Annotated in this window: 19 protein-coding genes; 1 reads left to right on the plus strand and 18 read right to left on the minus strand. The window is 48.3% G+C overall.

Annotated features, from left to right (window positions below):
* Positions 1 to 29: 29 nt before the first annotated feature.
* From tilS to pth, 18 genes are all read right to left on the minus strand, one after another.
* Positions 30 to 1,469, minus strand: a complete 1,440-nt coding sequence (tilS, locus tag C161_RS04430) for a tRNA lysidine(34) synthetase TilS (RefSeq protein ID WP_036668456.1) — start codon at positions 1,467 to 1,469, stop codon at positions 30 to 32.
* 44 nt (positions 1,470 to 1,513) lie between these two features.
* A complete protein-coding gene (locus C161_RS04435; RefSeq protein ID WP_036668459.1) occupies positions 1,514 to 2,461 on the minus strand; it encodes a serine/threonine protein kinase in 948 nt (315 codons plus the stop codon).
* Complete coding sequence (locus C161_RS04440) at positions 2,445 to 3,197, minus strand: VWA domain-containing protein (protein ID WP_036668461.1); 753 nt, start codon at positions 3,195 to 3,197, stop codon at positions 2,445 to 2,447. Before C161_RS04440 ends, C161_RS04435 begins: the two co-directional genes overlap by 17 nt.
* Before the next feature lie 85 nt (positions 3,198 to 3,282).
* Positions 3,283 to 5,790 (minus strand): stage II sporulation protein E, encoded by a 2,508-nt coding sequence (gene spoIIE, locus C161_RS04445; RefSeq protein ID WP_200869394.1) that lies wholly within the window; start codon positions 5,788 to 5,790, stop codon positions 3,283 to 3,285.
* A 472-nt stretch (positions 5,791 to 6,262) separates the two neighbouring features.
* Positions 6,263 to 6,793 (minus strand): S1 domain-containing RNA-binding protein, encoded by a 531-nt coding sequence (locus C161_RS04450; RefSeq protein WP_017691357.1) that lies wholly within the window; start codon positions 6,791 to 6,793, stop codon positions 6,263 to 6,265.
* 198 nt (positions 6,794 to 6,991) lie between these two features.
* A complete protein-coding gene (locus C161_RS04455; RefSeq protein ID WP_017691358.1) occupies positions 6,992 to 7,327 on the minus strand; it encodes an FtsB family cell division protein in 336 nt (111 codons plus the stop codon).
* An 11-nt stretch (positions 7,328 to 7,338) separates the two neighbouring features.
* Positions 7,339 to 7,908, minus strand: a complete 570-nt coding sequence (gene yabQ, locus C161_RS04460) for a spore cortex biosynthesis protein YabQ (protein WP_036668463.1) — start codon at positions 7,906 to 7,908, stop codon at positions 7,339 to 7,341.
* Entirely contained in the window at positions 7,905 to 8,189 is a 285-nt protein-coding gene (yabP, locus tag C161_RS04465) for a sporulation protein YabP (protein WP_036606119.1), read from the minus strand. The genes yabQ and yabP overlap by 4 nt, the downstream gene beginning before the upstream one ends.
* A gap of 172 nt (positions 8,190 to 8,361) precedes the next feature.
* Positions 8,362 to 8,640: an RNA-binding S4 domain-containing protein gene (locus C161_RS04470; RefSeq protein WP_036606120.1), complete on the minus strand. Its 279-nt coding sequence runs from the start codon at positions 8,638 to 8,640 to the stop codon at positions 8,362 to 8,364.
* Positions 8,640 to 8,912, minus strand: a complete 273-nt coding sequence (locus C161_RS04475; protein ID WP_017691362.1) for an HU family DNA-binding protein — start codon at positions 8,910 to 8,912, stop codon at positions 8,640 to 8,642. Before C161_RS04475 ends, C161_RS04470 begins: the two co-directional genes overlap by 1 nt.
* A gap of 307 nt (positions 8,913 to 9,219) precedes the next feature.
* On the minus strand, positions 9,220 to 10,713 hold the full coding sequence (mazG, locus tag C161_RS04480; RefSeq protein WP_036668465.1) for a nucleoside triphosphate pyrophosphohydrolase: 1,494 nt from the start codon (positions 10,711 to 10,713) through the stop codon (positions 9,220 to 9,222).
* A gap of 147 nt (positions 10,714 to 10,860) precedes the next feature.
* Complete coding sequence (locus C161_RS04485; protein WP_036668466.1) at positions 10,861 to 12,609, minus strand: putative polysaccharide biosynthesis protein; 1,749 nt, start codon at positions 12,607 to 12,609, stop codon at positions 10,861 to 10,863.
* A gap of 167 nt (positions 12,610 to 12,776) precedes the next feature.
* Positions 12,777 to 13,319 (minus strand): stage V sporulation protein T, encoded by a 543-nt coding sequence (gene spoVT, locus C161_RS04490; RefSeq protein ID WP_036606123.1) that lies wholly within the window; start codon positions 13,317 to 13,319, stop codon positions 12,777 to 12,779.
* A 330-nt stretch (positions 13,320 to 13,649) separates the two neighbouring features.
* Positions 13,650 to 14,810, minus strand: coding sequence for a peptidylprolyl isomerase (locus C161_RS04495; protein WP_036668467.1), 1,161 nt, complete (start codon positions 14,808 to 14,810; stop codon positions 13,650 to 13,652).
* On the minus strand, positions 14,794 to 18,321 hold the full coding sequence (gene mfd, locus C161_RS04500) for a transcription-repair coupling factor (RefSeq protein WP_036668468.1): 3,528 nt from the start codon (positions 18,319 to 18,321) through the stop codon (positions 14,794 to 14,796). Before mfd ends, C161_RS04495 begins: the two co-directional genes overlap by 17 nt.
* 21 nt (positions 18,322 to 18,342) lie before the next feature.
* Positions 18,343 to 18,492, minus strand: coding sequence for a hypothetical protein (locus tag C161_RS32905; protein ID WP_235193733.1), 150 nt, complete (start codon positions 18,490 to 18,492; stop codon positions 18,343 to 18,345).
* A gap of 101 nt (positions 18,493 to 18,593) precedes the next feature.
* Positions 18,594 to 18,824 carry an anti-sigma-F factor Fin family protein gene (locus tag C161_RS04505; protein ID WP_017691368.1) on the minus strand — a complete coding sequence of 77 codons (231 nt, stop codon included), beginning with the start codon at positions 18,822 to 18,824 and terminating at the stop codon, positions 18,594 to 18,596.
* A gap of 97 nt (positions 18,825 to 18,921) precedes the next feature.
* A complete protein-coding gene (gene pth / locus C161_RS04510) occupies positions 18,922 to 19,482 on the minus strand; it encodes an aminoacyl-tRNA hydrolase (protein ID WP_036668469.1) in 561 nt (186 codons plus the stop codon).
* Positions 19,483 to 19,621: 139 nt separating this feature from the next.
* Here pth and C161_RS31900 point away from each other — a divergent pair, with 139 nt between their 5' ends.
* On the plus strand, positions 19,622 to 19,822 hold the full coding sequence (locus C161_RS31900; protein WP_024633712.1) for a hypothetical protein: 201 nt from the start codon (positions 19,622 to 19,624) through the stop codon (positions 19,820 to 19,822).
* Positions 19,823 to 19,875: the final 53 nt, after the last annotated feature.

The raw sequence follows: 19,875 nt of genomic DNA on the forward strand, positions 1-19,875 counted from the left end.
CTATGAAAGCCTTACCTGAACCATAACCACTACCCCTGAATCGCTGAATCGCCTACAGTCATGTACAGGATTGCGGAAGTGCCCTCCCTGACAGGAGCCACACTGGACCGTCGAACACCCGGTAACCAGATGATATGACCTGCTCCATCACATACCACAGGAATACGTGGACGGACAGATGGGGGGATTTTCTCATCGATGAAAATATTTTTCACCTTTTTGCTTCCGTTTAATCCCATCACTTTCATGGTATCTCCAGGTAACCGTGAACGCACAACCAGCGGCATAAGCAGTTGATCCGCATCAAACGCGGCTTGATCCGCCGATTCCGGTACATGATAGTCCTCGGGACTCACCGTCATCAACCGAATATACCGGTTAATTGGGGTGAGTGAAAGCTCATAAGTTCCACTCCATTGCGCAAGACGATACTCGTAAGATTGATCCTGTACGTCCGTCCGTATGCCAAAAGAAATCAGATTATACTCCCGAGTGCAGGCGAGTGTCTGTCCTATATCCAGGCTCCAGGTCGTCACATGGGTCTCCATGACCTTGCGCCGAATGGTTTCTATACGGGTAAAGTCGACAAAATCACTGTCCAAAGGCAGATAATTCAATATTAGTTTAATCAACCTTCGTTGTAAAGCGACATGTAACTTCAAGAAGGAAGGCACCTCAAAGGTTTGCCTTCCGCCGTTCACCTGCACTAGACACCTGTATGTGTCATATGCACTCTGCTCCATGAAATCGTCTTCATCACCCACAATTTCGGCAAGCCGATTCAATGACGGCGTGAGTTGTCCATTATACTGCCCCAAAAAAGGAAGCACATCCAAGCGAATGGCATTACGCCGATATTTACGCAGGGCGTTGCTCTCATCATTGAAATACATAAAACCCTGGGTATTACAAGCTTCTACAAGGTCTGTCTTGTTTATACGAAGGCATGGACGAATAAGTTCCACATTTTTTTCTCGTCTTTTAAACTTCATTCCTGAGAGTCCCGACAAGCCGGTTCCACGAAGCAAATGAAGCATGACCGTCTCCGCCTGATCATCGGCATGATGTGCCAAAGCGATGCTTGCCGCATTATATTTGGAAGCCATTTCGTGCAAAAAGGCATATCGCTTGTTGCGGGCTGCTTCCTGTGGTCCTTGACCCGTAAGCTCCATATATGAAGGTACATCGGCCTTGGTCCATTCAAATGTAATACCAAGCTGCTGTGCCAGTTCCATCATTTTCTCCGCTTCATCATCAGATTCACTCCGGAAGCCATGATGCACGTGGGCACAGATCAATTCAAGTGGCACATGCCGCTTGCTGATCTCGTGCATGATATGCAAAAAAGCTACCGAGTCCGGCCCGCCCGATACTGCGACGACAATCCGATCCCCGGGAACCCATAACTGATGCTCTTCCGCTGCATCCAGCACGTTCTTCACCAGCATGTTCCAGCGTAAAGCCTCCATACCTGTTCCTCATTCCTTGCGTTATGTATATGCACTCTCACAGATCAGAAAAGTAGTGCATAGATGAGCACTCCAATAAGTAATATCACAGATACAGCGAATGCGTTCTTAAGCCAGCGCGGTGTTGTACTTTTGGAACGACGGCGGAGAGGCGTGGGGCGTGCCATCATTTCCTTCCACCCTTGTGCCGCATGACCTGCATCACGAAACTGACCTCGTAATGCCTGAGTCGTCCAATTGCGAAAAGGACCCAGTCGTTCACTGCGCTCCACCAGCGCTACGAGCTGATTCACACTTCGCAGTTGCGGTAATCCTTCGGCTGCCAGTGCCTTGAGCGCGTCTGCTTCAAGTACATGAATCAACAATAATGCAAATGCAAATACATCATAGGTACCATCTGCCGTACGGCTGCCTGCATTCCAGAAGCCCCGATCATACCATTCGGTGAACTGTTTGACGCTTCGACCAATAGACGTAACTCCGCCGTAGTCGATCAATTCCACCTGCCCATAGTCGGATACCAACACATTCTGAGGTTTGAGATCACCAAACACCCATCCCGCCTGATGCAATTGTGCCAGCTTCTGCAAGAGTCTAAGTCCCACCAGAAGTGTCCAGTCTGTCCCCTGACGCCGAATGAAGTGATGAAGTGCCTCACCTCTAACGTAACGCATCACATAAAAGGGAATATCCCGGCCACGAACGGCATAATCATCCACATCTTTAAGATAGGAAGGAATGCCGCTCTGCCGAAGGGCCTCATGATTACGCTGTAGTTGAAAAGATTTGAGCACATTAACTTCCGATTGCAGATCAACCGGATCAAATCCCATTTTTAGCGCATAGTGTTTGCCATTTTCACCCCGTTGGACAAGAAAAACGATGCCATTAGCTCCTTTGCCCAGTAGCTTCCGAATCGTGTAACGACTGCGATTCCATTTCCCTGTAACCACTGTTCCTGGTGGGAAAGAGGCGTCAGACAACGTTGTCACCGAGCATCCCTTCTCTTTCAATGCGATAGTTCCCTTCTATTTCCTGCTGTTTCTCCAGTGTACCATAACGGTAAAAATCAATCACCTTCTGAATTGCAGGACCTGTCGGCGTTGCACCCTTCATCTGCAACCTTCCAAACAAGGACCGAACACGGCCTGGATCCGTTGTCCAGTCAATATCCATTACCGCATCTTCTCCGCTGTGTCGTCCGGGAAAATGGAATACGGAAAGCTTGCTCTGACCTATACGCGCCTGCAAACTTAACATTAAATCACGAATGCCTTCTTCTACCGCAGCCAGTTTGGGCTTCATGCTGGCACTGACGTCTATTAGCAATATAACCTGTAAGGCTGTAGTTTCAGCCATATCATCCATCACTTCAACGACCCGGGCGCGTTGTGCAGGCTCCAGATCGGTTACCGTTTTGGGCTCCTTCTCTCCCAAAATTTGTGTTAACTCTCTATTAACCGCCTGTTGAATGGTCTGAACCACCGTTTTCCTTGTCATCATCTGCATCGTATGGGCAAGCTGACGTGTACCTACAATTTGGCTGATTCCACCTCCAGCTCTGGCAATATCCTCAATCTCCCGGCTACCCAACTCACCAATGGTTCCATAATCAATCACGCCAACCACATTAACCGTAATCCCCTCTTCCAGCGCTTCGGCCGCTGCCAGCACTGGACTTGGTCCTACATTGGAACAACCGTCGGTGATCAATAAGATTTGCTTCATCCGATATCCCTCCGTTATTCGTTACTCTCCAACTCTATGACTAGCATTGCCAGAATGAAGAGACTTCAAACAGAAGAATATGCAATTAACTGACAGTCCGTGGACGCTCCATCCGGTTGATGCCAGGCACACGCAGTGTGGCCCATTCAGGGCGGAAATGCTCTACTTTTCCAACAACGACGGTCATATCATCCAAGATCTCATGCTGCTGATATCTTATGACACTTTCAAGCAGGCAATCGGCCAAATCTTGCGGATCATCTGTATCAATCTCTTGAATGAGCCGTTTCATCCATAACTCTTTGTTCACCGCATACCCCGGTGCATCATAGATGCCATCCGTCATCATAATGAGGATATCCCCCGGCTGAAGCTGTACCGTCACCAGATCCACTTCAATATCCTTAATAATACCGATTGGCAAATTGCTGGCCGAAACCTGAATAACCTCCTGTCCTCGTTTGATAAAACTTGGCGTCGATCCGATTTTCATAAACGTGGTCTCTGCCGTATATTCATCAATCAGTGCCATATCCACAGTGGCATACATCTCTTCAGGGGAGCGCAGCATCAGAACGGAGTTCACGGATTTGATCGCCAGTTTCTCGTCCATGCCGGACTGTAACAACTGTTCCAGTATGTTCAGCGCCGCGCTGCTCTCCATGCGTGCCCGTTCTCCATTGCCCATTCCATCACTGAGCGCCACTGCAAATGTACCATTGCCTAACTCAACCGTACTGAAGCTGTCGCCTGACATCACATCTCCCCCTTTTGCGGCGGCAGCAACACCCGTGGTTACCTCGAACGTTTTGGCCGAACCAAACGTGACGGTTGCCAGTCCCTGACGGGGATCGGTCAAGGTCTCATGCAAGACTGCAATATGCTCGTCCAGTACATCCGAAATCAGCGGAGCAATCATTTTTCGGCACTCATCGAATCCACGTGTATATGCATGTACAATCTCAATCTCTACATTGCCCGCTTCCAGATTGATGATCTCAATGGAGTGAATGGACAAGCCCAGTGACTCCAGTGCGTCCCGAATCTGCTCCTCCTGCTGTACCATCTCATCACTTTCCCGCTGAATTTCTTTGGCCAGGTCCTCCATGACTTGAGATACACCGGACAATTGCTCTGCAACCAGCTGCCGGCTATCGATAATTTGACGCTTCCATTGCATGTTATGTTGATGCAGTCCATACTGGGCACGCATGACTTCAAGAACCTCTTCCGGTTTCGCACACACCCTGTTCCAGTCCACTGGAATCTGCTTGCCTGAGATCTCCGGGTTTCCTTCAATCGTACTCATCACGTCCGTCATATATTTGTAGGTTTGAATAAACTTCGCATCCCAGCATTGTGTACGCTTGAAGCAGCTTGCACATGTGCCCTCGGCAACCGCATTCATGAAATGGTCCATTCCACCTTCTTTCTGTACCTGCTCCCCTGCACCGGACATCTGATCGAAGCTGCGTGACAATTGACGGAATACCTGTGAGAACCGGGTTACCCGTTCTGCCGTGATATCCCGTATCCGTTTGGCATACTCATGCTGGGATTTCGTATGATCCTGCGTACCCGGTACATATTTGGATATCGCCGTCATCAGGCTTTTAGGTGTTAACATGAATAGTACGATAGCTGCACACGTCTCCCATAATGAATTCATCACATCGCCCGGTCCTCCCAGATATATGGATAGAATGGACGAACCCAGCAGCATGCCCAGTGCAACCGCTGCACGTTTACCCTCTCGAAGCATACCCGCCAGCATCCCGGCAAAAGCAAGCAGGCTCATCTGATACACCGCTGACATGTCAGCCAGACTCAGAATCAAGCCGGTAATGACCCCAACTGAGGCTCCGAGGGGGGCTCCGCCCACTAGAGCAAAGATTAATATGAGATAACGGGAGAGCATATGCTCGACGGATAAGGACTGAATGGTCCACCCTACGGCTCCCGTCATAACGGAAGCGAGCAATATGATCAGGCAGAGGATCTCCTCGTTCTTTAGGCTGAACTTTTTTTTGCGGTAGGTGAAGATCGGTATGGCTTGTATAAAAACAAGGGTGAGCACGAAACTTAGTACGGAATCCATCGTGAGCATCAGCATCGCGTACCAGCTGAAGGATGGTCCAATCACAACCGCGAATAACTTGACCATAAATGTAGTCGTAAACACCATCGTTGGTGCATAAGATAATTCAGCACGATCATATGACTCCAGACCGCGGAAGAGCAGATAAAAGATGGCGATCTCCGATGCAACAATGAGTGGTACCGGAAACGGTGCAAAGAGACTGCCTGCGAGAAGTGCAGCGCCTACCGGAATGATGTAATCCCTGCGCATGAAAGCAATTACGGCGAAGTAAGCAATGGCAAAGGGAGATAACTCATTCAGGATCATTGCCTTTCCGAGCAGGAACCCCATAAACGTAAGCAGCAGTACCCATTTGCGGGAAGCAACCATCTGGACAGCCTTGCGGGAGCCAAGCCATTGTTTCAGACGTACCGACAGCTCCTCCCGAGCTTCCGTACCTCCTTTACCTGCTTTCATTCCCGGAAATTGAATGACATTCCACTTTTCCATCATCCTCAAGGCACCCCATTCGATTAATTTGAATTTTCGTGTTTCGTTCTCGATGGTTCTGATTATAGATAGATTAGAAGACGTAGTTTGTCAGAATAGGTGGGCAGGGTCCAAAAAGTTTACGACAAAAGAAACAAGCTTGGCGCGGTGGAGCGAAACCCCGGCCTTATTGTGGTTTCATTCAATCTCCTACTTGATTCCGACAATCGGAATGTCTGATTTTGAACCGGATATGGTTTGGTCTCGCCACCATTTGAGCAGGATAACTGTGGAATGCCACGGAAACCTGTCGGTAAAAAATGGTAGACGACAAATGTTCTTATGGTTTCATTTTGCCGTGCAGAAAAACTGGGGATATGGAGCTTCACCTTACAAAAAAAGCTATTCAACTACTTATCTGTGAAAGAAACGCAAAAAAACCGTTAGCCCATGGGCTAACGGTTTTACTTATATGTTTAGATCAGGTTGTGACAGATTACACACGCTTAGCTCCACGGCCTCCGCGTTTGCCTTCTGTGTTCTTCTTAAGCGAAGAGATCCGCTCTTCACTATCTTTCAGGAAGCGTGACATTTTATCCTCAAATGAAGGTTTGCCTGCTGCGGGCTTGAAAGAACGGCCTCCGCGGTCACCACGGTTAAATCCACCGCCGCCACCACCACGACCTTGGCCACCACTTGGGCCTCCGCCGCTGAATCGTTCGCGATCTCCTCCACTGCGTTCCGGTCTAGGAGCTCTCGGGGGTCTAGATTGGGTTTGTTGCTCAACCGGTTTGTCAACAGCTTGCTTAATGGAAAGTCCGATCTTGCCATCCTTGTCAACGTTGATAACCTTCACTGTAACGAGGTCATTCAGCTTCAGGTGGTCGTTGACATCTTTGACATAATTGTCGGCGATTTCCGAGATGTGAACGAGACCCGTGACACCTCCTGACAGATCCACAAATGCTCCAAAATGCGTGATTCCTGTCACCTTGCCCTCTAACTTGGTGCCCACTTCAATTGCCATAGAATAAAATGATCCTCCCTTAAAAATATACAACCCGATTTTTTGAATGCCAAAATCAATGCTGCGCTAATGTAATTATACCTTATGCCATAAACCAAGGTCAACTGAACACTACCCCATCAGAGAGCCTATTTTTTCCGGTTTAACGGCTTCAGACACACGGATAACAAACCTAGCTCGGTAATAGACCGAATTCCATCAGTTCCCTGACTCTTCAACCTGGATCGGCGTTTCCTCAGGAAGATAATATCCTTTTTTCCGTGCCAGCTGTCCTATGTATTCAGGGTCATTCAACCGGCTGACTTCGTACTTCAACTGTTCCAGCTTCTTCAACGTATCTTCCTTTGAAGCTTGCTGAGTGGCCAGATGAGAACTCTTGTCCGAAATTTGTGCAGTCTGCACAAGGAATGTATATCCTGCCCATATTACAAATACAATCATAAACGTCATCCAAAGCATGAGGCGCCTTTTTGCACCGGCAGATTTTCCTTGGTTAGTTGGAGCCTTTGATCTGCCCACAGGTGTTTTACCCATTACGGACCTCCTTAAAACCAGCGTTTCCACATCGCTGCAATTCTTGTACCCACACGGATCATGAAGCGTGGCGTTACCCAATGTTTCAGGAGCGGCCTAAACATCCAGCGGAACAACTTGCCGAAAGGTACCAAACATTGCAGCACCAGCCTGCTCAGGAATAATAGTATCGCAATTACAAAACCGATTAATACGCGAATTAACTTATAAATTCCTTTAGCCGGCATAACGATCAGGATGTTAAGGATATGTCCACACCAATGAATCAGCGTTCTTGCGAGTTTAATTAACATTACCACAAAACGCTGGGTTGTAACACTTAAAAGCCAAAAATAGAAGCAAACCCCTATAATCAGCCCCAAAAAGACATAAAACCGCAACTGTCCGTGGTTTCCGGCGTATAGCATCCGAAAAACGAACAGCGCGGAAGCAACCCAGTACAACAGATCGAGCGTGTGTATACTCCATCTCGGAAACCGCAGCTGTCCGGACAGTACCCGGTAACTGTCGTAGGCCATTCCCATCACGACCCCCGAGGTAAGCATCCACATCAATGTGATCCATTGAGTATCCGGACTCATCGGAACATCTTGCCAAACAGGCCTTTACCATTTTTGGACTGGGAACCGGGGTCCAGATATTGGAGCGAACTGACTGTGCCTTCAATGGATAACAGACCTTCCTCCAGGCTCAGGTTTTTGATATGTAAATTGTGCCCCCGGATGGTCAGATGCCCAAGTTCAGTCTGCAGCAAAAATTCCTCACTGTCGAAGCTCTCCACGTTGGAGACACCCGTCAGATCCAGCAGTTTCCGATTCTGCATGCTCAGATGATGCTGTTTGGCCTTACCGTGCTCAACCATGGCATGTACCCCTCCTTCTTACACCTAGCTTATGGGTGTGGAGGTTGGAATAGAACCAGCGTTGTTGAACAAATAACCCGGCATCCAGTAAAAACAAAAACGCCCTTCCCTGTTACAGGAGGACGTTTCGATTCAACTTGCATTGAATGAATATTTAATACCAGATGTACTGTTACCAGTTCATCCCGTTATCCTTGGCGATCGGCTCTTCCTTCACCAAGGTGTAGAGGCTGCTCGCCTCATCCTTCTTGGTACTCTCGGCAATTCGTTCCACCTTCACAGTGACCAGTTTCTGACCGAACTGAACCGTCAGCTCATCGCCCACTTTGACAGCGGCGCTGGGCTTAGCTTCACGTCCGTTCACCAGAACACGTCCCTGTTCAGAGACGTCCTTGGCCACAGTGCGGCGTTTGATTAGCCGGGAGACCTTCAGGAATTTATCAAGACGCATTATTTTACGGCTTCTTTAAGTTTGTTGCCTGCTTTGAATGCAGGAACAGTGGACTCAGGAATCACGATTTCATTCCCTGTTTGTGGGTTACGTCCGGTACGACCGGAACGTTTGCGGGTCTCAAAAGTGCCAAAGCCGATCAATTGTACTTTGTCTCCGCTGGCAAGTGCATCTGTAATTTCTCCCAAAAAGCCGTTCAATACGGACTCAACGTCTTTTTTAGTCAAACCACTTTTGGTTGAAATGTTGTTAATCAGATCTGTTTTGTTCATTTTTAAAAGCCTCCCAAATTGAAAAAAAAGTATCTGCGATTCCTGACAATACATCGATTGCCGCTGATTCGCGTTAGGTCACTACACATGTATTCTGGCTTGGCATCTGAAATCCTGCCTTAGTCCGCGACTTTTTTTAGCTTTTTGTCGATGGTCCGCAGGCAACAGTCTAAGACCAGTACCCGAAACCATCCGTCGCTAAACACCTATCCCAGTCAACACAGATGAACACATGTTCGTATATCATAACACACTGCATAACATGATGGAATAAGGTTTATCGGTATTTCCCAGAAAATTGAACCCGTTATAATCCTGCCTTCTTCGCATCCTGCCAGAATTGCTCCATCTCTTCTACATTGCTATCTGCTGGTGTTCTTCCCTGTTCACGCAAACGCTCTTCGATGTACTGGAACCGCCCAACGAACTTGCGGTTGGTCGCAGCAAGCGCCTCTTCCGGGTCCGTATCGATGAATCTTGCAACGTTTGCGGCTGCGAATAATAAATCACCCAGTTCGAGCTTCCGTTCTTCCGCAGACTGGCCTTGTTGCACCGCTTCTTTCAACTCCGCCAGTTCTTCCTCGATCTTGGCAAACACACCTTCAACATCATCCCAGTCAAAGCCTACTTTGGCTGCTTTCTTCTGTAACTTGTATCCCTTCATCAATGCAGGCAAGTCACGCGGTATACCATCCAGCACGGAAACCTTCTGCTGATCCTGGCCTTTGCGCTTCTTCTCCTCTGCCTTCATCTGTTCCCAGTTCTGAAGAGCTTCATTCGCATCTTCTGCCTGATTATCGCCAAACACATGTGGATGGCGGAAGATCAGCTTATCATTCAAACCTTCGATGACATCATACACATTAAATGTACCCACTTCTTCTTCCATCTGGGAGTGCAATAAAATCTGCAGCAGCAAATCACCCAGCTCTTCTTTCATATGGTCGGGGTCATCCTCATCGATCGTCTCAATGACCTCATAGGTCTCTTCAATCAGGTTTTTGCGAATGGATTGATGCGTCTGCTCCTGATCCCATGGACAGCCACCCGGACTGCGAAGAATATTGACGATCTCATGCAAACGCGCAAAGGATCTGCGACGCAAGGCATCATCGGTGTTCTTCGGTACATAGATCAGTGACAGATTGCCGTACCCTTCGATCCGGTCCAGTTCGTGCAATGGAATCTTGTGAATGACCTCCTGACCCTCCACACCCAACGCATGACCCACAAATACCGGATAATCATCCGGGTAAACCTCCATCAGGCATAGCTTCACATCGGAAGCAGTGAACACATCGTAGACTTGTCCGATCAACGTATGTAGCTGTGGTTGTACCAGTTCCGTGTTCAGGCTGCTGGCATCCAGAAGTTGAAAACCTTCGATTGGATCGAATCCAAGTCGTATAAAAGCTTCATCTAGGAAGCTCTCCCCGCCCATCACACGCAGTGAAATACCCATCTGCGGACAACGCTCTTTGAGTAGGCGCACACTTGCTTCTGCCACCATGGGATGACCCGGAACGGCATACACAACTTCGGTTCCGGCCTCACCCTTACGAGCAGCCTCTATCAGTTGGTTTGCGATCTCATCATACACCTCGGGGAAGGAGGACTTCGCCTCATAGATGGCATCAAATGAGGTCATTACCAGTCCCTCTTGCTTCAGATCATTCAAAACGGGATGATCCAGGGTACGTACATACAGCGTAGCTGCATGTTTCATTTTTTTGATAATACCTACGGTCAGTTGGTCTGCATCTCCAGATCCAAGACCCACTACGGTTAAAGCTGCACTCATTACGTAAACCTCCATCCGGACTATCCTGTCCAGTCTCATAATCATCGTGTCTGAACAGGACTAATGACACGTATTATACCAGAATCATTCGATATCCTATAATTGCATATTAGCTGTGCTGGGTGTAGAAGCACCGTGTGCATGAAGCTAGCGCAGCACACGCAGTCTGCGCAGAAGCTTGGCAAGGCGAGGCCCCAACTTGGGCACAGCCGCCAGCTCCGCGGCGGTCAGTAGCCCTGTCCGGGCCGCCGCCAGCAAGAACACGGCCGAGCCTATGGCAATGCCCAGCAGGCTCACGCCCATCGCGGCCAGCCGGCGGTCGGCCGCGACACCCATGCCGCCGAGCACGGCTTCGGCGGCCCAGGCCGTGCCTAACGCCGCCAGACTCATGGCGGCGATCACCAGCGCCGGCTTCGCCAGGACGGCGCCAGGGGCAGGGCGCAGGGCGACAAGTCGCGCCAGCAGCGCCACATTCAGGCCAGCCGCCAGCATGTAGGCGACTGCGCCTGCCAGGGCCGCGCCGCTGATGCCCAGCGCCGGCACAAGCATGACGTTCAGCAGCGCCTTGACGCCTGCGGCGGCCAGCATGCTGAACGCGGGTGCACGCACGGCGCCGAGGCCTTGCAGCAGCGCCGCCGCAATAATGCTGACGGTGCTGCCCGCAGCCGTCAGCGCCATGTACCGCAGTGCTTCGGTGCCTGCGGCATCTCCGTACAGCATGCGGTTAATCGGCTCCGCCAGCACCGCAAGACCCGCGGATGCCGCCAGGCCGATCAACCAGAACCAGCGCAGCGCGAGGCCTGCTTGCTGCCGGACGGCTTCTGGCCCGCCCTTTAACCGTGCTTCCGCCATCGCCGGAATAAACAGCACAGATAGTGACGTGGCAAGCATCGTCACCAGTTGAACCAGCGGCAATCCACGGTTGTAGATGCCGAAGGAAACCATCGACTGAAGCTCGTCCAGTCCTTCTCCCCGCAGCAATCGGGGTACAGTGAAGGTATCCACCAGATTCATCAGTGGCACAGCCAGCGACCCGAGACAGACGGGAATGGCGTACATGAGTAGCGTCTTGATCCACTCCCCATTGGATCGTGATCTTTCTGCCAGAGCCGGGTTAATAGCACTCACCGTTTTCTTCAGCGGCGTAACCGGTGTATTCTCCTGACGCTCATGACGATCTGATCCAACCTCTCCACTGTTACTGCTCCATTCCGAATTCAACTGCCCGTTGACCACTTCCCTGCCTTTTCGCCGGTGACGGACCATGTATCCTAACATGGTTAACAGCCCAACCATTCCACCAGCAACGGAGCCTATCATGGCACCAGCAGCAATAGTCTCAAGCGAAGCGTCCCGTCTCATCAACCACAGAAGCAGAACAATCATGACGGTGACACGTATCGTCTGCTCCACCACTTGTGATACCGCTGTTGGAACCATCTGCTGTAATCCCTGAAAATATCCCCGCAGCCCTGTCATCACCGGTACGAACAATAACGCCGATGAAGCTGCACGAATCGATGGAACTACATGGCGGTTGCCAATCATGTCAGCGATCAGTGGCGCACCTGCATACATCAAGAGCGCCATTATAATTCCAATTCCCCCGAGCAGTAGGGAAGATAGTCGAATAATTCTTCTGCTCTCGTCTGGTCTTCCGAGTGCGTTCTGTTCTGCTACGAATTTGGATACGGCCAGCGGCAGCCCTGCAGTAGCAAGCGTGATAATGAGCATATATAACGGATATACCGTATTGTAGATGCCAAATACACCGTCTCCCCCCAGATTCTGCAGCGGAATCTTCTGAAAAGCACCAATAATTTTAGAGATAATGGCGGCAAGCCCAAGTATAAATGCACCCTGTAGCAGCCTTGAGCCTGTAGACGGCTGTTTCATAATTCCCTCCCTGCGTAATCCTTTTAAGCATACCTTGCTATTATAACTGCCTGAAGGCACACAGACTAACCCTCCCCCATCACAATCATCCGGACTAACTTCGTTGTCCCTTAAAATGCAAAAACTCCCGTATGCCCAAGACAGGGCACCAGGAGTTGATCTGCGGTCTATTGTTCCATTTGCTTGCCAAGGAAACCAGCAGCTGTCTCGGACATCTTCACTTCCATCTGAGACATCTTAACTGATTCGTCCTTATTAAACAGGATAACCGTTCCGATGGGGTCACCACCTGAAATAATCGGCGCAATAACAAAAGAGGATAACGTCTCGTCATGATCTTTGCTAAGTTCATAAGAACCATTGTTTGTTTCCAGAATGGTCTTCCTGTTTTCCATACATCCCTCTAACAGCTGACCTACCTGCTTGTCCAAATATTCTTTCTTGGAGCCGCCTGCCACCGTGATAATGGTATCCCGGTCAGAAATCATCGTTACATGTCCTGTACTCTCATACAGGGATTCTGCATATTCTTTGGCAAAATCACCAAGTTCGCCAATTGGCGAATATTTTTTAAGGATAACTTCTCCATCACGATCCACGAAAATTTCCAGTGGATCACCTTCACGAATACGTAACGTACGGCGGATTTCTTTTGGAATGACCACACGACCAAGGTCATCTATACGGCGGACAATACCAGTAGCTTTCATTTCACATGTTGCCCCACTTTCTCGAGAAGATTTTTCAACTACTGTTCCTTAATGGGTAGAGGAAAGTCCCAGAACGTTTAGTGTGATATCTTGACCATAGTATTCATCTGTTCCCATTTCCTTATACATGCTTCGGAGAATATAGTTGTGTAACTTTCGAAGAAGGCGACCATGTACCCATACGACTTGAATATATAAAAGAAGAAGCAAGAAGGAGGTCCTAAGTCCTCCCCTTGCTTCTCTGTATGGTTGTCCATATTTACGTAGTACAAGGCATTCATTCGGGCGAATTCAACCCTGAACGTATGCTAACACAGCAATTTTACCAGCTTACTTGCTGCTTGTACCTTCATCTGTAGTTGCATCTTTGTCTGTTCCAGTCGTACCTTGGTCAGTCTTGGTATCTGTACCTGTGGAGTCATCCGTTTTTGGTTCGGTTGTTTTTTCTCCTTCAGTTCCTGTACCCGTAGTGCCTTCAGTTGTGCCTTCAGTCTTACCTTCTTCAGCTTTTTCTGTTTTTGGCAGTTTAACTTCTTTTACGATTTTGTCCAATTCATTTTGCATGAACGTATCGATTTCGGCTGCAGCCAATTGGCTCTTCAGACTTTCTTTTTGTTCAGCCGTCAATTTGGCAAAGTCAGCTTCAGTACGAGCTTCCACTTTCATGACGTGGTAACCGTACTCTGTCTCTACTGGATCACTGATCTTATTCAGTGGCAATGTTTTTGCAGCTTCCTTAAATGCTTCCACCCAGCTACCTACAGGTGTATTTTCATACAGTCCACCCTTTTCAGCAGAACCTGGATCTTCGGAATATTTTTTTGCAATTTCAGCAAAATCAGCTCCGCCATCCAGCTTGGTTTTTACTTCTTTTGCAATTTTAAGTGCATCTTCTTTTTTACGCTCTTTTTGCGTTTTTGGATCTGTGAAGTTAATCAGCACGTGACGAACGGAAGCCGTTGTGAACTGATCTTTGTTTTTCTCAAACTCAGCCTTGATTGCATCGTCCGTAACGCCTGTTTCTTTATCTTTGATTACTGTCATGATCCGAGTCATGTAGTCTTTAATGTTGTCGTCAGTCAGTTTCTGAGCTTTGAGCATTTCTGTCCATTGATCTGCCTGAACAGAAGCTTTCATTTTATCGAATTGCTCAGTTGCCGCTTTTGTACCTGCTGTTTTGGCTTCTTCACTTGCTTTGCCACTCAGATATTCATAAGCAACTTCCTGTTTCACCAGATACTCTTTGAAATCGTCCATATCCATCATTTGTGCATACTCCGGATAGAGGAATTTCATGACACGTTGCTCCATATCGAATTCATTGGCTGTAATAGTACCACCATCATACGTAGCGACTACAGCACTTGTATCCGTCGATTCCGGTGTTTTTGCTTCTTCCTTCTTGCCACATGCAGCAAGCAGTGATAAGGATAGTACTGCGACCATGCTCACAGACAGTACTTTTCCTACTTTTTTATACTTTGGTAACATCCTTTAGTTCCCCCTTTGATTTAAAAGCAGTTTTCATGGACTCCAGAATTTTCTCTACCAGCTCCATCAGTTGCTTATCCCCAAGCCCCTTGCCTTTAGCGTGAATCAGCATATGGGGTCCTTGTTCAAATTGTACACGTCTTTCGAACTGATTTCCAATGTGCGCGATTTTCGAGAGTTCAAAGGCATGTTCACGCCCTTCATAGAACTTCACGGTAATGTCCTCACCACGTTGGGAAATGGACTCAATACCGTAGATTTTGCCGTATACTTTCATCCGCGCAACAGCCAGCAAGTTAATGACGGCTTCCGGAAGATCACCGAATCGGTCAACCAATTCGTCTTCCAACTCCATCGCATCGTCGAAGGATGCAATGACCGCCACTTTTTTGTAGATCTCAATCTTCTGAATACTGTCATAGATATAATCGGACGGCAAGTAGGCATCGATACTGAGATCCAGGGTTGTGTTCCACTGGTCTGAAGGTACCGGCTCTTCGCCAAGCATCGTAACTTTGCGTTTGTTGATCTCCTCTGCAAGCATCTGGGAATACAGATCAAACCCGACGGAAGCGATGAAACCATGCTGCTCCGCTCCTAGCAGATTTCCCGCACCACGAATCGACAAGTCACGCATGGCAATTTTGAATCCTGAACCCAGTTCGGTAAATTCTTTGATTGATTGCAGACGTTTCTCAGCAACTTCAGTAAGCACTTTATCCCGTTGGTACGTAAAATAGGCATACGCAATACGGTTGGAACGACCCACACGTCCGCGCAGTTGATACAGCTGGGAGAGTCCCATTTTATCCGCATCATGTACGATCAGTGTATTTACGTTCGGAATATCTACCCCGGTCTCGATGATACTTGTGCTCACAAGCACGTCATATTCACCATCCAGGAAGTCCAGAATCGTTTTCTCCAGCTCTGTTTCCGACATCTGACCATGTCCTACACCAACTTTGGCTTCAGGCACAAGTTCAGAAATTTCGGCTGCCATCTCCTGGATTCCCTGAACACGGTTGTAGAGGTAATACACTTGCCCACCACGGGCAAGCTCACGCTCAATGGCTTCACGTACAAGCGCCTGGCTGTGTTCAACCACATAGGTCTGCACCGGGAAACGATTCTCTGGTGGAGTCTCGATAACGGACAGATCACGCACACCCAGCATGGACATATGAAGCGTCCGCGGAATCGGCGTTGCCGTCAGTGTCAGCACGTCCACATTGGTTTTCAGCTTCTTCAGTTTTTCCTTATGGGTTACACCAAAGCGCTGTTCTTCATCAACAATGAGCAGTCCCAGGTCCTTGAACACCAGATCCTGCGACAGCAATCGATGCGTCCCGATGACAATATCCACTGTGCCTGCCTTGATGCCTTTGGCTGTTTCATTCTGCTCTTTACGGGAACGGAACCGGCTAAGCACATGAATGTTGAACGGATAACCGGAGAAGCGCTCACGGAACGTCTCAAAATGCTGCTGTGCCAAAATGGTTGTTGGCACGAGTACAGCCACCTGTTTGCCTTCAATAGCTGCTTTAAATGCAGCCCGAATAGCCACCTCGGTTTTGCCGTAGCCAACATCCCCACACAATAAACGATCCATTGGACGGTTTTGTTCCATGTCCTTTTTGATTTCTTCGATCGCACGCACCTGATCACGTGTCTCATCGTAAGGGAACATGTCCTCAAACTCCTGCTGCTCCGCAGAATCCTTGTCGAACCCAAACCCTTTGGAGGTCTGACGCTCTGCATACAGCTTAATCAGATCATCAGCAATATCCTGTACAGATGTGCGGACTTTATTTTTAACCCGTGTCCACTCATTGCCGCCCAGCTTGTATATTTTCGGTTCTTTCTCTTCGGATCCAACATATTTTTGAATCAGATCGATCTGCTCAATAGGTACAGACAGTTTGTCTCCACCCGCATAGAGAATATGCATGTAGTCCTTATGAATACCGCCAACCTCGAGGGTGCCGATCCCCAGGTACTTACCAATCCCGTGGTTCTGATGAACGACATAATCGCCCACTTTTAGCTCGCTATAGGATTTGATCCGTTCAGCATTATCCACATTCCGAATCGGTTTGCGTACTTTACGCTGTTTTTGCGAGAACATCTCGCCCTCGGTCACAACAGCCAAATGAATGGACGGCATTTCAAATCCCGTTTGCAAATTACCGATCATCATCTCTGGCTCTAGAATATCATAGTCCATCAGTACCCGGCGCATCCGCTCGAGTCGCTCCTCACCGTTCGCCAGCATGAGCACTTTGACTCCGGCCTTCTGCCAACGCTCCATCTCTGCCTTCAGTACGTTCATCTGTCCATGGAAATCCTGCATACCACGACTGATGAAGTTCAGAATGTTTTGTGGTTGAGTGTGTGGAACTTGGCGCAAAAAGATCGACATAAACAGCGTCTGGAATGGACGCTCATACAAGAGTTCATCACCGTCTGCGGATAATGGAAGATCCGGAAGTGTTTTTCCGTTTTGCATCAAATGCAGGTTCCACTCTGATTCATCACGGTCCAGCTGTTTCGATGTCTCCGATAGTCTGGCAGGCTCATCAAGAACCAGCAGGGTATCTTCTGGCATATAGTCATAGATCGTTTTGTTCTCCGGATAGAGCGGAGAAATATATTTATACATTTCGGAGAAATACACGTGTTCCCGCAAAAGCTCGATCTCCCGGTGAATTTCCTCACGAAGACGCAGCTTCGCCTGCCGGTCCGTCATTTTCTCCAGCTGTTGCTCCAGCAAAAGAGCAGCCGCATCGGCAGCCTTTTCCATACGTTCACGATCTGCAATTAACTCCTTGCATGGTAAAACCGTAATTTCTTCAATCCGTTCAATCGAACGCTGATCCGCTGGATCAAATGTCCGAATGGAGTCGATCTCATCATCAAATAACTCCACCCGATATGCGATCGATGAAGTAACCGGATAGAAGTCGATGATACCTCCGCGTACACTCATCTCACCACGAGATTCCACGCGTTCCACACGCTCGTATCCGAGCTTTACCATCTCCAGCAGGAAGGAGTCCAGTTGAAGTGTGTTACCCTGTTTGATCAAAATTCGAGCATTGGCCATCACTTCCGGAAGCGGAACATAACGTCTTACCCCGGAAAAAGGAATAACAACAACGCCCCTGAATCCCTGGGCGCAACGGACCAACACATCAATACGCTGACCCAATGTTTCCGGGCTGGAAACAGCAGCTTCCGCAGCGACAAGTTCGTTGGCAGGATAGATCAACACCTGATCAGGTGAAAGCGCTTCCTGTAAATCTTCTGCAATTTTTTGAGCTGAAAACATATTATGTGTTACTACGAGCAATGGTCGGTTCATTTCCTGATGCAAGGCAGCCAGCATAATCTGACGCGCCGAGCCGGATAGACCCGAAACCAATTGTTCCTTCATGCCGGACTTGATTCCGGCTGTAATGGATCCGAAGTCCGGATCTTTGGAAAAAGCCTGTATAAGTGCTTGTAACAAAAGGGGCACCTCTCTTATAACTTACTTGATTATCTCACGCATACGCGTAGCATCACTATTAAAATGGATACAAATTCCTTTTTCTCCTGTTTCATCATATCGGATTACTCGCAACATTGCCACATCAGTTGATGCGGCTGAGCCTGATTTCGAGATAGCGATGGCTTTCATGCCAACTGAAAAGAAGCCTCAGCAGGCTGCCAAGGCTATATAAGGTGGAGCGTTATTACGCAACCGCCCTCAACTGTCATTCGATCCTGTACGCGCGATGTCTACTGAAGCGGACTCGCGAGCAGGCTAAGCTCCGGATTGTGCTCCAGGGCTTCCTTACAGTAATCACATGTAATCCGAACGGTAATGTCACCACCGGAATTATACGCTATTATATCCCTCCGCTCGTCGGGGGTCAAGAAATGAAAGCCGAGCTCTACTTCCGTTATCCGGGCAGAATCGATTCGTCCAATAAAGGTACGGCAATGCCTACATACGTAATTCACTGACATGTTTATGCCTCCTGAACATGGTTTATACATCCAGTATGTCCAGTATGGCTGAATCGAACCCGTCTTTATGATCATTTTACCAGTATGTCTTACAAAATTAACCGTTAAACTTCGCCATTGTTTGTTCAAACGTGTGAGTCAAGCTATGCTCCAGGGCATCACACGTTTGCTCAATGGTCTGATCCAGGGATTCTTTTTCTTTCTTCATAAATGTCGACAGTACATAATCAACAATGGCATGTCCTGGTTCAGGTCGGGATATTCCCATGCGTACGCGGTTAAACTGCTGTGTACCGGTATGCTGAATAATGGACTTGATTCCATTATGTCCGCCTGCACTACCTTGGTAACGCAATCTGACTCTGCCAATCTCTGTATCCATGTCGTCGTACACAACAATCAGATCTTCAAGACTAACTTTATAAAAGTCCATATATGCTCGAACCGATTCACCAGACAAGTTCATATAGGTCATTGGTTTGATCAGTACAGTTTTTACACCGCCAATATTGCCTTCTCCAATCAGCGCTTTACATTTATTCTGTGTAATGGAGATATTATGACGATCAGCCAACCGATCCAGTGCCATAAAACCGATATTATGACGGGTTTTGGCATAGTTCGAGCCTGGATTTCCAAGTCCGACAATCCACTTCATCTTGTTCCCTCCTTCGGATTAGCCTGAGGTGAGGCATAGACTTCGAATCTTATATTTCATATAATATCAAGAAAGTAAAGATCGATTTACTGTAGTGTTCACAGTTAATATTTTATCGACCCAGGAAGGTGAGCGGGTTTTGCGCGAAGACAATGGACAACTGACTCAACATAGCGATTTTATCTATCATCTCGAATATCACGTACCTGTACAGGTATACGACCGCGACACCCATATTGAGATTGGTCTAATCACACGTTTCGATAATCAATTCGTCGAAATTGCTGACACGCTTTTTCATCGGCGTCGTTTCCGATTTATCTCCCGCCCGGGGTATTAGCTGACCAGCGTCTGTTTCACCTTTAATAAAACGGCACGCCGACAGGGGTTACA

The sequence above is a fragment of the Paenibacillus sp. FSL R5-192 genome, assembly GCF_000517845.1.
In the GTDB taxonomy this organism is placed as follows: Bacteria; Bacillota; Bacilli; order Paenibacillales; family Paenibacillaceae; genus Paenibacillus; species Paenibacillus amylolyticus.